This window comes from Aureibaculum sp. 2308TA14-22, from assembly GCF_040538665.1.
GTDB lineage: Bacteria > Bacteroidota > Bacteroidia > Flavobacteriales > Flavobacteriaceae > Aureibaculum.
This window is the reverse complement of sequence record NZ_JBEWXT010000001.1, coordinates 1,185,454-1,200,786: the sequence shown is the minus strand read 5'-3', so window position 1 is coordinate 1,200,786 and position 15,333 is coordinate 1,185,454. Positions and strand designations below refer to the sequence as shown.

The window sequence follows — 15,333 nt, the reverse complement described above, 5'->3', positions numbered from 1 at the left end:
ATTTATTTGAGTTAATATATTGAGTTAATACAGAAGCAAAAATATAAAAAAACCTTTAGAAAGACTATTATTTCGACCAACAACATGTTTTAAAACCTGTACAACGCATAAAATTAACTTAAACATAATGAGTAACATTGTTTATTCTTTAAATAGAATTAAAATAAAAAAAATATTTAAACTATTAATAGTGAGGTAATTAAGTTAACTCTACTGACTTTTTACCTAATATTACATTCTCAAGATGATGAACAAGGCATATAGTTGCGTAGTAATAAAAAAAATGATTGTTTTATATATTTTAATTACAATTAATTGATTAAGATTAATCAATTATAATCTCATCCGCAAATATCCATGAAGGTAACCCAGCACCATGATGCCAATAAGGAGCATTTTTATGACTATTTGCATGAATTTTAACAAACCGTACTTCTGTTGGTTTGACTTTTAAATTAAAATACTGAATATCGTTTACTTTACTATTCTTTTTTAATGGGCTTTGATTTTTAACCTCTCCAATAGCCATATAACTTTTGCCATCAATAGAACCATAATAAGTTACTTCTTTTGGAAAAAATACAATATGATTGGTAACTTGCAAAAATGCTGTTGAAATTGAGCTTATAGATTGTACAGAATCTAAATCTATAACCGCCACTAGGTCATTACCTTCAAAACCCAACCAATTGGCATAAAAATTATTACCACCTAATGCCCCGTCAGTTAATGTCTGCGGATCTTCATTGGCATATTTTTTGGGTTTAGTAAGTAAGGTAACTTTTTTACCCTTAGCAATATTAGGTTTTACGGCTACTTCAATTGTTTTTTTGTACGAATGGTAATATTCTTCTACGGTAAAGCCCATTTCGTTCATTAATGTAATATTGGCATTTTTACAGGTGCTGTAAAAATTTTCTAATTTTTCTTGAATAAAAGGATTAGCTCTTTTTTCTTTAACCTCAGTAACCAAAGAAAATTCAGTTGTCAAATCCTTTTTTGCAGCTTCTAAAATAGCATAGTCAGTACTTAACCTTGCTTCTTTAATTCTTTTTAATACTTCTGGTTTTGAAGCAACCGCTTTTTCAGCATCATCAAAATAACCTTTATAAGTCTCTAATAGTTCAGGGCTTAAGTAAGAATCGAAAGCCTGAGATGGATCGCCATAAAGGAATAAAAAGAAATCAGGATGTTTTTCTAACTCAGCGTGAATTAAATCTACATATTTTTTAACATAAACGCCTGCTTCTTCATAATAACCATTAGTAAATTCAGTGATTAGGTCATCCACATTTAAATCAGGGTTCCATAATAATTTTGCCGTTATGTACGAACGTAATTCAAATAACTCACTTGGGTTATTGCTATGTTGTTCAAAAATCCATTTTGCATTATTATCTCTAAATAATTGAATATTAGGCTGTAATGTTTTTATATTTGGAAAAGGTGCTAGGAAATTAGTAAACTGCGTAGTGTAATCCCAAATACGAATATTGTCTGTTAACTTACTCCACCCTATTAGGTCCTCAGCAAAATCATTACATTTTTCTGTAATGGGTGCACTTCTATCACATTCAATAGAGCAAAGTGTTATCAATACATTCTCTCTAGGCTTAGTTTTACTTGGTTTTCTAGTATGCTGATATGCTAATGTTGAAATCTGTTTATCTGGAAAATTTTCTGCGATTTTATTTACAAAACGAATCATTGAACCAGCAGGACTCCCCTCTTCTTTATCAATTTTTGCACAATTTTCGCATTGGCAATATTGCGTATTATCATCTTGACTTACTGAAACTACATTTGCAATTGGGTTTTTAGCGAACAAAGAGGCAATGGAATCTTTAACAATGTTGTAAACATTATTATTTGTCAGGCATAATTGAGTAGGTAATCTTTTATCTCCTCTCAATGCAAAATATTCAGGATGCTGTTTATAAAATTTTTCTTCTGGAATAAATCTATGAAAGGTATGTACCCTAGCTTTTGGCACATAAGTTGGAAAAGCCTCTTTGGTAACTTTTAACCTATTAGCAAATTCATGATTTTTATAAAAAAGTCTTGAATGTACTGTGCGTGTTGTAATTTCTGGCTCGTAATTATAATTTATAGTATTTGGTAGTGTAATTGTTTTTGTTAACGGTATTTTTTCAACAGTTGGCGAATACCATTTAACTCCTAAAAACTCTTCGATAAAAATATAAACTGCATTCTGAATGGCTTTATCAGAGCCTCCATCAATAAATATATTTTTATCTTTTAATTGTATTGATAATTGATGAGGGTTTAACTTCTCATCATTTACGTTACCAATATAAATCTTGTATATATCCGCACTTTGAGAACTTTCGTCAACTATAGCTATATCCGCTCCACTAATCTTATAGATATAGTTTTTGAGTATTTCAGCAGATTTGTGTTGGCTTTCCGTCGCATTTCCTGTATAAACAATTTCATAATTCGATTTTCCATTTTTGGTTAAATCTATATTACCATTTACACACGAAATCAAAAAGATACTTGATAAAATTACGAGAAAGGACTTGAAGTTACTCATTTTTAATACTTTTAGAGGATACTTATGTCAAAAATAAGTAACTTAACTATTAAATAACAAACTTATCGACCAATAACAAACGCAAAGTTATAAATAACCCAGCATTGTTAAGAATACAAATGCAATAAAAATAAGAATAGGTACTTAAAAATTATTCCAACATAAACTTTAGCCTGTGGCCATTCACCAATTCAAAATGGTTGATAAAGTAACCTTTATGTTCTTCGCCATTTAATAAAATTTCTTTGATATTACCCATACCTTCTTTTTCAATAACGAGTACTCTACCGTTATAATATTTAGGGTCCAATTCAATAGTTATCTTGTCAAAGACGGGAGTAGTAAATGTATATATTGGATCAGCGGGACTTACAGGGTAAATACCCATCATACTGTAAATAATCCATGCGGACATCGTTCCAGTATCATCATTACCGGGTAAGCCATCGGGTGAATTTTTAAAATAAGATCTTCTTAAGGCATCAACCATAGTTTGTGTACGCCACTCTTCTCCTCTAACATAATTAAACAGATATGGATAAGCGATATCTGGTTCATTAGCCATGTCAAAATGTTTTTTATCAAAAACTTCTTGCAATTGATTTGTAAATGCTCTTCTACCGCCCATTAACTTAATTAAACCTGGGGTATCATGACTTACCATAAACGTATATTGCCATGAATTACCTTCTATAAAACCCACGTTTTTCTCAAAATTGGCTCCTTTGGTAGGATCAAACGGACTATACCAAGTACCATCGGCATTTTTAGGGCGTAATAATTTATAATCTTTATCAAATAAATTTCTGTAAGAAATTGAACGCTCTCTAAATCTAGCTTCATCTTCTTTTTTACCAAGAACGCGAGCCAGTTGGGCAATGGCAAAATCTGAAATATTATATTCTTGTGTAGTTGATACTGAACCACCTTCACCAGCAACTAAATATCCTTTTTCAATATAGTTTTTTAGTCCTGGACGTAACGGATTATTATTGATTTGATCTGCACTCTTTACCATAGCTTCATAGGCCTTGTTGATATCAAAATCACGAATGCCTCTCAAGTAAGTATCAGCAAGTACAATACCGGCAGGATCTCCTACCATAGTTGTGGTTTCTGTCGAATTTAATTCCCATTTGGGCAACCATCCGCTTTCATCGTAAACATCAAGCATGCTATTTACCATGTTCAATTGTTGATCTGGATATACCAAAGACATTAGCGAATGTAAGTTTCTATAGGTATCCCAAAACGAAAATACTGTAAATCGCGTGCCGCTGGTTTTTAATGTCTCTCTTGTACCCATCTTTGGATATTCACCATTAGCATCATTTAACGTATTAGGATGGATTAGCGTATGGTACAGAGCTGTGTAAAAAACTGTTTTATCATCTTTTGAACCACCTTCTACCGTAATTTTAGAAAGCAAGTTATTCCACTCCAATTCCGTTTGATGATAAATTTCTAAAAAGGATAAATTAGAAGTTTCTCTTTCTAAATTCTCTCGTGCATTTTCTATACTAACATATGATATCCCTACTTTCAATTCCACATTTGTAGGTTTATCAAAATTATATGAAAAATACCCACCAATACTATCTCCAACTACCTCTTTATAATAATTTTTATAGAATCTATCTTTACCGTTATACCCCATCCATTGTGCTTCAACACCAGTTTCAGTCCTAGGCTTTTTCCAAACTCCAAACTCATCTGAAGCCATATTAACCTTAGCTACAAAATAAACCGGATAAGTTTCCTCAGGTTTATAGTAGCAAAAACTACCTACTGTTCTAAACCCTTCTATTTCGGTTGGAGAAACAGCTTTAATCATTCCGCCTTGTTCGTTGGTTAACCCCAATCCTAGATTAACTAGTATATTTGCCTTACCAGCTGGAAAATGATATCTGCTTATTCCCGATCTCGTTGTAGCGGTAGTTTCAACTTTAACATTAGAATTAGATAATATGGTACTGTAATAACCTGCTTTTGCAATTTCATTTTTATACGTTGAGCCATATTTTAAATGATCAATTTCCAAGTCTCCAACCGTAGGCATTGTAATTATTACTCCTAAATCCGGACAACCTACTCCACTTAAATTAACATGTGAGAATCCTGTCAAAAATTCATTTTCATGTACGTATGGATTTGATAACCATCTACTATCTTTTTCTAAACTATTTTGCCTACCAGCAACATTAAAAGGAGATACGCTTGCCATACCTCTGGGGGCAATAGCTCCAGGATTAGTAGCCCCAAAGTTAGAAGTACCAATAAATGGATTTACATAATCTACAGGGCGTTGTGCAACGGATGAGAAACCGATAAAAAGTATTAGTAAAAAGAAGGTGTATCTTTTAATTTTCAATATTTTTACAAAGGAGAACATTACTTTTCTTATTATCTGTAATTGTACAGGTTAGCATTTAATTTGCGGCAAAAATATCAAAATAAATCAATCTTTATTGAAGAATTATTAGGCAGTTATCAACAACTAGATTTTAATAAAAAATCTTGTACATTATCAATCTATATTCAGCTTATATATACATTTCATTATCTTCATCATCTTTTGTGTTTTCATTATTTGCAGACTCCTCTTCTTTTTGCTGAATTATTGGCTGCTCTTTCTTTAATAAATCTAAAATAGCAGATGACAGGTAGTCAATACTGTCAGAAGCTGTAAAGGTCTCATAAACTTTAGTTTGCATAGCTAATTCAGCCGTTTTTCCGTGTAAAAATACACCAAGCAAAGCTGCTTCAAACGGATGGTATTTTTGTGCGACTAATCCAGTAATAACACCTGTTAGTACATCACCGCTACCAGCCGTGGCCAATGCTGGATTTCCAGATGAATTAAAATACAATTCACCTTCATGGGCAATGGCCGAATAAGCTCCTTTTAAGACTATAATCAGTTTATGTTTTTTAGAAAGTGAACGCAACTTTTTTAGCTTGTCATAATCGTTTTTCCATTTGCCTACTAAACGTTCAAACTCCTTAGGATGTGGTGTTAAAACCGAGTTTTCTGGTAGTAACGTAAGTAATTCTTTATTTTTTGATAAAAGATTAATAGCATCAGCGTCTAAAACCAAAGGAACAGTATTTCTTTTTAAAAAATTTTCAAAACCTTTTGCGGTTTCCGGTTTTGTCCCCATACCAATTCCAATACCAATTACCGATGGTTGCACATTCGTTTTAAAGTTATGCAATTCGCTTTCGCCATCAACTTCAACCATGACCTCAGGAATAGAGGTTTGTATAACCTGATAACCACAATTTGGTATATGAGACGTTACCAGTCCACTCCCGATGGAAAGTGCTGCTCTTGAGGATAGTGTTACTGCACCTATTTTACCAAAACTACCACCTACAATCAGAGAGTGACCAAAATCACCTTTGTGAGAGAACTGCTCTCTAAAACGGTAAATAGGTTTTATATCCTCTTTTAGAATTAAGTAATTATCAGTTTTAGCATTATAAATATATTCGGTATCCAAACCAATATTCAACACATCCCAAGTTTGAGTGTAATTTTTATTTTCAGGTAATAAAAATGCCAATTTAGGTGTTTGAAAAGTTAATGTATGATAAGCTCTAACAACTGCTTCAGTGTCTGTAACCGCTTTTTCCGCATATAAACCAGATGGAAAATCTATTGACAACACATAAGCATTAGAAGCATTGATATGTTGTATTACTTCTTTAATTAAATTTTCTGGTTTTCTACTTAAACCTAAACCAAAGATAGCATCTACAATCATATCGTTTTCAGATAGTTGAGGTAGTTCACTTTCGCAAGTTATCATTTCAGCCCAAACACCAATCTCTTTTAATCTATCATAATTTTTTAAGAACACTTCTGAACGTTCATTACCACAATTTATAATATGTGTTTTCACATTATACCCATGCTGTTTTAAATGCCTGGCAATCACCAAGCCATCACCTCCATTATTACCTGTACCACAAAAAATCTGAATGTTAACTTGACCGCCTTGCAATCTCTGGTGTATCCATTGAAAGCACAACGTACCAACATGCTCCATTAAGTCGATAAAACTTATGTTGTTTTTTTGTACTGTAACTTTATCTGCTTCGTACAATTGTTTTACGGAAAGAATTTTTGGCATTTTACATTATATTTATTCTATAAAAATAAGTAATAAATAACTAGCCAGCAAAGTAAATATAAATTCCGACTACCAAGAGTACTATAAACAGTCCTGCTACTTTTACATATTTCCAAGGCGTAATATCGACCTGCTTGGTGTATTCTTGTATATACGGTTTTTTTGAAGGGTAAATTTTACCAATAATAAGCATTATAATGATATTGAAAACAAATAAAATAGCCATCATATCCAAAAAATGTGGATATGCTTGTGCCTTAATTAAGGCTAATTCAGCAGTATCGGTTATGCCTGAAGATGATGCTTTTGCCATAGCTTTATCTATAAATTTATCTTTTAAATAAAACTGACTAAGGCAATAAAGTAAACACCCTGAAAGTAATCCTATTTTAGCCGCTATTGCCGGTACTCTTTTCGTCAAATAACCCACCACGATTATGCTTAAAATTGGAATACTATATATTCCGTTCACTTCTTGTAGATAATCGAACAAACTCCCTGCATTGGCTATTAGTGGTGCAATTAGCATTGCAGCGATGGCCAAAACAATCCCAAACGTTTTACCATATTTTACTACAGTTTTCTCATTAGCTTCTTTATTAAAATGTTGCTTGTAAATATCAATACCAAATAAAGTAACCGAACTGTTTAATACAGAGTTAAACGAACTTAAAATTGCACCAAATAATACCGCAGCAAAAAAACCAACTAAGGCTGTGGGTAATACTTTGTTTACAAGCATTGGATAGGCCTGATCGGCATTTTCTAAACTTCCTTGAAAGATATGATAAGCGATAATTCCAGGTAAAACCACAATCAACGGCCCTAATATTTTAATGAATGACGCTAACAATAATCCTTTTTGGCCTTCTGCCAAATTTTTAGCCGCCAATGCTCTTTGAATTATTTGCTGATTGGTACCCCAATAAAATAATTGTACCAACATCATACCCGTAAAAATAGTGTAGAATGGTACTGGATCTGTTGGTCCACCGATAGAATTAAATTTATCAAGATTCTCTGTTGTTAATATTGTTAATCCTTCTAAAAAACTCCCGTCACCAATATACATCAAACCGAAAATTGGAATTAAAATACCACCAACTAATAGACCTACAGCATTAATTGAATCAGAAACAGCAACGGCTTTTAAACCGCCAAAAATGGCATAAATAGACCCAATAATACCTATACCAAAAACACATATCCAAATAGAAGCTGTATGAGAAACACTCAATAGATCTGGAATGTTAAACATACCGCTAATAGCCAATGAACCAGAGTATAATATTACAGGAAGTAAAACAATTGCATAGCCCGATAAAAACAAAACCGAAGTTAACGTTTTTGTAGTTACGTCAAAACGTTTGGCCAAAAACTGTGGTACGGTAGTTAAACCGTCTTTTAAATATTTAGGTAATAAAAATAATGCTGTTACTATCATTGCTATTGCCGCCAATGTTTCCCATACCATCACGGACAAACCACTTGTGTAGGATGAGCCATTTAAACCTACAATCTGCTCTGTAGATAAATTAGTCAGTAATAGGGACCCAGCTATAACCCCGGCCGTTAAACTTCTACCTCCTAAAAAGTATCCGTCAGATGTGTTTTCGTCTGTTTTACGCGTAGCGTAATAAGAAATAATTGCTACTAATGCGGTAAATCCCACAAATGAAATAATACTTATCATATATTAAGTAATGGCGAATTAAAAACTATTATTTAAATAAATCTCTTTTATTTTAGCAATACAGGCTGAACCCAAGCTTTCTCAAACTCATCTTCATCAAAAAAGTTTTTATTAGTTTTATCGGAAATTACGTTAGCTCTTACAAACAAATAATTATCATCTAAGGTAAGGGATGCTTCAAAACCATCAACAGATTTTATAATCTTTGGTTTTTTATCTGTTTTAGAAACTCCAATAAACTCAATTTTGTAGTTTACTTTAGGTTCTGATTTTACTCTTATATTCAATTTATCTTTTTCTAAATTTATTTCATCCAGTACTACCCCTGTTGAACCATAAAAATTTCCTGCTTCCATAGCAGAAATAATATTAGATGTTTTTAAACTATCAGATTGCACCATAACCCATCCCCTGCCAGCATTGCTATACTTTTTTCCAAATTGGTGATAATGATGGCTGTCATCCGTTGCTATTCCATATAGCAAAGGTTTGTTTTGTTGGGCATAAGCGGTGTTAACTATGTCCCAAATCTGTTCTGTGCTTAAATGTGTTGAATCACCTTCATTAAATACAGCGGGATGTCCGTTGTAGACTTCAAAAAAATGCAGGTTGTTCAATTGAACAAAATCATCAGCAGTAAGGGCAAAACCAAAATTAGGATGATTAATGTGTGGTAATATTGGCACATTGAGTGCTGCACGCTGTGCTAAAATAGCATCAATATTATTTTGTATTACCTCAACTTTAGTGTCACCTTTTACCGGAGTTATTTTTTTCTGAATATTGGTAGCATTAATATGAATTGGCTTACCTTCAAAGCCTGTAGTGACTTCTTCTGAGGGTATCATAATAAAATTATCATCTTTAAATAATGGCTCGTATTCGGCATACGTTTTTAACTTTACCTGAATATTATCAGCACTATCTAATCGATGGGTTACCCAGTCCTCTCCATATTTTTCCAAATACTTTTTAAATCCCTGCTGAAGATATTCTTTGCTAGATATAGTTATCCATTTATCGCCTTCGTTTAATGTATTATGGTCTGAAAGTACTGTAAAGTCGTAATCATTTGTTTTGTACCAATCCATAATCATTTCAGGAAAATCATCACCATCACTCCAATAGGAATGTGCATGTAAATTACCTTTAAACCATTTTTTAATTGGTTCTTCTTGTTTTGAACAAGAGATAAAAAGAATAAGACCCAAAACGCATAAATATATAGTTACGTTTTTAATTTTTAGAGTGGTTTTCATGTTGGTTGATTTCTTTTTTAAAAACTACTAATGTACATAAATATGATTAAAAATCAATCTTTGGCTCTTCTCCCCTTAATCTTTTAAATTGCTTATATGCTCTTTCTACTCGTTCTTTTGGGGTTTGTTTAAGATTATCTTCAGTGACTTTATATACTTTTTGTAATGAATCGAGAGTAATTAATAAATTTTCTTTAACCTGTTTGTATTCAGGATTGTCAATTTGGTTATTATTCTCACTTGGATCTGTTTTTAAATCATACAATTCCCAGGAATCAATATCATCATAAAAATGAATGAGTTTATAGCGTTTTGTCCTTACACCATATTGCTTGTGTACCATGTGGAATGCGGGAAAATCGTAATAATGGTAATAAATAGCATCTCTAAAATCTTCATCATTCATCTTACCATCTAATAGTGGTTTTAAGGATTTACCCTGCATATCAGTAGGAACTTCAGCTTGGGCATAATCCAAAAAGGTTTGTGCAAAATCTAAATTTTGCGTTAGTGCCTTAATAAAAGTTCCTTTAGTTATGCCTTTTGGGTACTTCATTAACAATGGCATAGCTAATGATTCTTCGTACATGTAGCGTTTATCAAAAAAACCTTTTTCACCAAGATAAAAACCTTGATCTGAAGTATAAACTACAATTGTGTTTTCGGATAAGTTGTGCTCATCTAAATAATCTAACACCATACCCACTCCTTCATCAACCGATTTTATGGTAGCTAAGTATTCTTGCATATACCGTTGGTATTTCCATGCCGCCAACTCTTTACCGCTGAGGTTTGCATCGTGAAACGCGTCGTTTTTGGGTTGATAGGCCTTGTCCCAGGCTGCCCTTTGTTCGGGAGACATTCTGTTAAAATCGGTTTTCCAAGGATTGTGTGCCAGTTCGGGCGATCCCTTTATCTTTGTCATTTTTAAATCGTGCCCTTCGTACATATCTTTATAAATGGTCTGCTGTTGTAATTGTGCAGATAATTGTCCCTCGTGTTTAGAAAAATAACTATCGGGCATTGGGAATTTTACGGAATCATACAAGTTCATGTGCCTAGGTGCCGGCATCCAGTTTCTATGCGGAGCTTTGTGGTGTATCATCATAAAAAACGGCTTTTCCTTTTTTGAATTTTCGTCCAGCCATTTTAAACTTAAATCGGTAATAATATCCGTTGCATATCCATCTATAAGAGTAGTATCACCATTATGTATAAAATTAGGGTTGTAATAATTGCCTTGGTCTTGGATAATATTCCAATAATCAAACCCTTGCGGATAGCCGTGCAAGTGCCATTTGCCAACAATTGCAGTTTGATAACCTTCTTTTTGTAATAATTTAGGCAAGGTAACTTGATTACCATCAAATCGGTTACCATTCATTTTAAATCCATTAATATGGCTATGTTTACCAGTTAAAATAACAGCCCTACTTGGCCCACAGATGGAATTGGTGTTAAAGTTATTTTTGAAGATTACACCATCATCAGCTATTCTATCAATATTTGGTGTTGGTGCCAGTTTACTTACCGGGTGTCCATAAGCACTTATAGCTTGTTCGGCATGGTCATCGGCCATAATAAAAACAATGTTTGGCCTTTTGGATTTTTCAGTTTGGGATTTATTATTTTTTTTACTTTTACCACAAGATAAAGTAAATGACATTAAAATTATTAAAATCAATAACTTACGCATAACTTATTTTTTGATTATTTTTTTGGTCTGTACAATTTTATCGTTTAAAATTGTTTGGTCAAAAAATTCAAATACATTGTCTAAATCGTAAAAAGGAACACCTGACATTTCATGCTTACCACCCATAACACTGTAAAAATAGTAAGACTCATCAAGTTCATTTAACTTTTCAACTATTGTCGCCGAACCGTCCAAGATTAGGTAACCTGGTTTTTCAGGACTACAATAATGATGGGGTGCAGTGCCGTAAGGGACTAAATTATCATCCGTACCGTGAAATAGTACAGTTGGAATGGCATTTTCTTTTGTTATATAATTGGCATTTACCATTGCCCCAGCTAACGAAAATACTCCTGCAAATTTTACCGACTTGTATTTTTCAAGATTATTAATAAAGTGTTCACGCATAAAAACAGCATTTAAAATACCTTCTGCTCCAGCACTACTGCCACCCGCTATAATTTTGTCAGAGTTGACATGAAGCTTTTCCTTATTATTTACAACGTACAAGGCAGCATCCATATAATCTTCAACAGCATTTTTAAATGTGCTTAGTTTTTCTTCTTTAGGACAGTTGCAACCAAAACCCGTTGCTTTACCCTTTCTAAGTAACCGATAGGAAATTGAGATTCCAATAAACCCATGTTGAGTAGCATATTCCGCTAGTTTTTGTTCTGCCGGGTTATCTCTTGTTCCTCCAGCAAAACCACCACCATGCATCCATAATAATGTTGGAAGCGTATCGGTCGTTTCTATATTTTTAGGTGTATAAACATCTAATTTTAGGGTATCATTACCCTTTATCGCATACGAATGTGTAGTTTTCGTTTGTGCAGTTATAGTAATAACTGTTAGAAAACTTATAATTGATATTATTTCTTTCACACTTTTATTTTGACGACCTCACAGGTTTTGAAAACCTCTGAGGTCAATAGTACAAATCTATTTCAACACAAATCCATCTTTAAACTCAAAATCAGACGTTCCGGCAATAGCAATTTCAAACTCTCCTGGTTCTACAGTAAATTTCATTTCACTATTGTAGAATTTTAAATCCTCAACTGACAATGTAAAATTTACAGTTTTACTTTCTCCTTTTTTAAGAAATATTTTTTCAAAACCTTTAAGTTCTTTTACAGGACGTGTAACACTACCCACTTTATCATGTATGTAAAGTTGTACTACTTCATGTCCATCATAATTTCCTGTATTAGTGATGGTTACACTTGCAGTTAACTTATCAGAAAATGAAATTTCTCTAGCTGATAATTGTAAATTCTCATAATCAAAAGTGGTATAACTCAATCCATGTCCGAAAGCGTATAACGGAGAATTAGGAACATCTTGATAAAATGATTTATAGTCGCCCTTTGGGTTCTTAGGGTTTATCGGACGGCCTGTATTTTTCATGTTGTAATAGATAGGAATTTGCCCGACATTTCTTGGAAAAGTAGCGGTTAATTTTCCAGATGGATTATACGCTCCGTACAGCACATCGGCTACGCCCAGTCCGCCCGAAGTTCCCGGAAACCAAGTTTCTAAAATAGCATCTGCCAAAGTATCTTCAGTCGATAAATCTAGCGGACGACCATTCATTAACACTAATACAATTTGTTTATCAGGCACAGCATCTCTGATTTTTTTTATAAATTCAGTTTGTACACCCGGTAATTTAATATTAGTTCTTGAAGCCGCTTCACCGCTCATATCGTAATCTTCACCCATTACCAGCACTACTTTGTCTGCCTTTTTGGCTATGGCAATAGCTTCGTCGAACTTACTTTTATCGTTAGATTCTATATCACAACCTTGAGCATAAAGCACTTTATTTTTATCCGTATGCTCTAAAACCCCCTCATAGATACTTTTTGCTTTTCCTGTTCTATCACCTGCCGCAGCCCAATTACCAATTATATTTTCTTTATCCTTAACTAATGGTCCTATAAGTGCAATGGTTTTATCATTTAACAATGGCAAAGCACTATTTTCATTCTTTAATAAAACCGATGATGCGGCAGCTGCATGGCGAGCGGCTTCTAAAAATTCTTTTTTATATACTATTTCTTTTTCACGTTTTTTATTACTGTAACGATAAGGGTCTTCAAAAAGGCCTAAATCAAATTTAGCTTTTAAAATCAATCTACAAGCCTCATTTATAGTAGCTTCATCTACTTTGCCTTCGGCAATTAGTCTTTTTAAATATTTTCTGTAAACACTACCCATCATATCCATTTCAATACCTGCATTCATGGCTAACATAGCGGCATGTGTACTATCTTTTGCAAAACCGTGTTGTATCATTTCATTTATAGCAGTATAATCTGAAACTACAAAACCTTTGAAACCCCATTCATCCCTTAAAATTTGACGATATAGAAACTTACTACCTGAAGCTGGCACACCATTTACCTCATTAAAAGCAGTCATAAAGGTTTCCACGCCTGCATCAATTGCGGCTTTAAACGGGGGCAAATAGACATTCCGCAATTCGCCTTCACCCATATTCACGGTGTGATAATCCCTGCCTGCCTGAGCAGCACCGTAACCCACAAAATGCTTGGCACAAGCTAAAATGGTATTGTGTTCTGATAAATCATCACCTTGAAAACCTTTAACATACGCTTTTGCAATTTTACTGGCCAAATAAACATCTTCCCCTGCACCTTCAGAAATTCGCCCCCATCTTGGGTCACGTGCAATATCAACCATTGGAGCAAAAGTCCAATGAATGCCTTCAGCAGAAGCTTCTTCAGCAGCTATTCTAGAGCTATTTTCAATTAAATCCATATCCCAGCTTGCAGCTAAACCTAAATTAATAGGAAAAATAGTACGATGCCCATGAATAACGTCATAACCGTATAACAAAGGAATTCCCAATCTTGTTTCTTCGACTGCAATTTTTTGTAATTCTTTTGTTCCCTTAACAGAGTATACATTAAGCATAGCACCCACATTACCTTGACGTATATACTTTTTATTATCTGAACTTACTGTGGGGCCCGTTTTATCCCAACCGCCACTATACATTACTGTTTGGCCAATTTTTTCTTCTAACGTCATTAATTTTATTAAAGAATCAACTCGCTGATCGATCGATAATTTCGTTTGAGTGGCCGTTATTTTTTGACCTTGACAGGAAATAAAAAATAACGAAACGACAACTAAAGAAAAGATGTTAATTAATTTCAATTTATTCATCTGTATTTTTGTTTTTTATATTTGAAAATAACCAAGATAATAGCTCTGGTTCAGCAAAAGCAGCATCCCAGCTATTGTGGTTTGCTTTACTATACAAGTTAAAATTTGGTTTTCCTCCATATTTTAATAATGCTGAAACCATATCTACTGACAACTGCGGATTCACTACATTATCTTCTGCTCCATGAAAAACCCACATTGCAGTACTCTTAGCGTATTTTTCTGCCAATTCTGCATTTCCGCCACCGCAAATGGCAAAAGCGGCAGCAAATAGTTCTGGTTTTCTACTTAACAATTCAAATGTACCCATACCTCCCATTGATAATCCACCAACATAAATTTGATCTTTCTTTATATATGGATTTTTCACCAACTCATCCAAATATCTCATTACTAAATGCAATCCTTTGGTTGGCTTACTGTCTTTAGGGAATTTCAGAGCAATAGGTTGAGTTGTTCTATCAACTGTAGCATTAGCCCAAAAATCATTTTGTTGACATTGTGGAAAAACTACTATTGCAGGGTGCTTTTCAATTGAATCAACAAACATTTTGCTACCATGAATCAATTGCTTCTTATTATCATTACCTCGTTCACCAGCCCCATGTAAGAATAGAACCACAGGATAACCCTCAGTCTTTTTGAAATCTTTAGGGTATAATACTCTTAATTTAAGTGTGTCTGTTCCCTCAACTAAATATTCTTTTACATATTCCTTCTGATGTTGTGCAAACACACTTGTTGCAAAAAGCAATGCTAAAATCCAAACGTAATTTTTATGTTTCATAATTTAA

General features: G+C 33.5%; 9 protein-coding genes. All 9 read right to left on the bottom strand.

Annotation, left to right across the window (positions count from 1 at the left end):
- Nucleotides 1-325: 325 nt before the first annotated feature.
- The 9 genes from U5A88_RS05285 to U5A88_RS05245 all read right to left on the bottom strand — a co-directional run bounded on the left by U5A88_RS05285 (nucleotide 326) and on the right by U5A88_RS05245 (nucleotide 15,326).
- Nucleotides 326-2,557, bottom strand: coding sequence for a DUF4838 domain-containing protein (locus tag U5A88_RS05285; RefSeq protein WP_354204416.1), 2,232 nt, complete (start codon nucleotides 2,555-2,557; stop codon nucleotides 326-328).
- Nucleotides 2,558-2,708: 151 nt separating this feature from the next.
- On the bottom strand, nucleotides 2,709-4,949 hold the full coding sequence (locus tag U5A88_RS05280; RefSeq protein ID WP_451962950.1) for a GH92 family glycosyl hydrolase: 2,241 nt from the start codon (nucleotides 4,947-4,949) through the stop codon (nucleotides 2,709-2,711).
- 151 nt (nucleotides 4,950-5,100) lie between these two features.
- The gene (locus tag U5A88_RS05275) at nucleotides 5,101-6,693 is read right to left on the bottom strand and encodes an NAD(P)H-hydrate dehydratase (protein ID WP_354204414.1); all 1,593 of its coding nucleotides are present in this window, start codon (nucleotides 6,691-6,693) and stop codon (nucleotides 5,101-5,103) included.
- Between the two features lie 40 nt (nucleotides 6,694-6,733).
- Nucleotides 6,734-8,386: a solute:sodium symporter family transporter gene (locus U5A88_RS05270; RefSeq protein ID WP_354204412.1), complete on the bottom strand. Its 1,653-nt coding sequence runs from the start codon at nucleotides 8,384-8,386 to the stop codon at nucleotides 6,734-6,736.
- A 47-nt stretch (nucleotides 8,387-8,433) separates the two neighbouring features.
- Entirely contained in the window at nucleotides 8,434-9,645 is a 1,212-nt protein-coding gene (locus U5A88_RS05265; protein ID WP_354204410.1) for a PHP domain-containing protein, read from the bottom strand.
- A 46-nt stretch (nucleotides 9,646-9,691) separates the two neighbouring features.
- Nucleotides 9,692-11,341: a sulfatase family protein gene (locus U5A88_RS05260; protein ID WP_354204408.1), complete on the bottom strand. Its 1,650-nt coding sequence runs from the start codon at nucleotides 11,339-11,341 to the stop codon at nucleotides 9,692-9,694.
- 3 nt (nucleotides 11,342-11,344) lie between these two features.
- Complete coding sequence (locus U5A88_RS05255; RefSeq protein ID WP_354204406.1) at nucleotides 11,345-12,226, bottom strand: alpha/beta hydrolase; 882 nt, start codon at nucleotides 12,224-12,226, stop codon at nucleotides 11,345-11,347.
- Between the two features lie 57 nt (nucleotides 12,227-12,283).
- Entirely contained in the window at nucleotides 12,284-14,539 is a 2,256-nt protein-coding gene (bglX, locus tag U5A88_RS05250) for a beta-glucosidase BglX (protein WP_354204404.1), read from the bottom strand.
- Nucleotides 14,532-15,326: a carboxylesterase family protein gene (locus U5A88_RS05245; protein ID WP_354204402.1), complete on the bottom strand. Its 795-nt coding sequence runs from the start codon at nucleotides 15,324-15,326 to the stop codon at nucleotides 14,532-14,534. The genes bglX and U5A88_RS05245 overlap by 8 nt, the downstream gene beginning before the upstream one ends.
- Nucleotides 15,327-15,333: the final 7 nt, after the last annotated feature.

Excerpts from the sequence above, each read along its gene's own strand:
- U5A88_RS05275 (WP_354204414.1), bottom strand. The coding sequence starts at position 6,693 with ATGCCAAAAATTCTTTCCGTAAAACAATTGTACGAAGCAGATAAAGTT.
- U5A88_RS05270 (WP_354204412.1), bottom strand. The coding sequence starts at position 8,386 with ATGATAAGTATTATTTCATTTGTGGGATTTACCGCATTAGTAGCAATT.
- bglX (WP_354204404.1), bottom strand. The coding sequence starts at position 14,539 with ATGAATAAATTGAAATTAATTAACATCTTTTCTTTAGTTGTCGTTTCG.
- U5A88_RS05285 (WP_354204416.1), bottom strand. The coding sequence starts at position 2,557 with ATGAGTAACTTCAAGTCCTTTCTCGTAATTTTATCAAGTATCTTTTTG.
- U5A88_RS05245 (WP_354204402.1), bottom strand. The coding sequence starts at position 15,326 with ATGAAACATAAAAATTACGTTTGGATTTTAGCATTGCTTTTTGCAACA.
- U5A88_RS05280 (WP_451962950.1), bottom strand. The coding sequence starts at position 4,949 with ATGTTCTCCTTTGTAAAAATATTGAAAATTAAAAGATACACCTTCTTT.
- U5A88_RS05260 (WP_354204408.1), bottom strand. The coding sequence starts at position 11,341 with ATGCGTAAGTTATTGATTTTAATAATTTTAATGTCATTTACTTTATCT.
- U5A88_RS05265 (WP_354204410.1), bottom strand. The coding sequence starts at position 9,645 with ATGAAAACCACTCTAAAAATTAAAAACGTAACTATATATTTATGCGTT.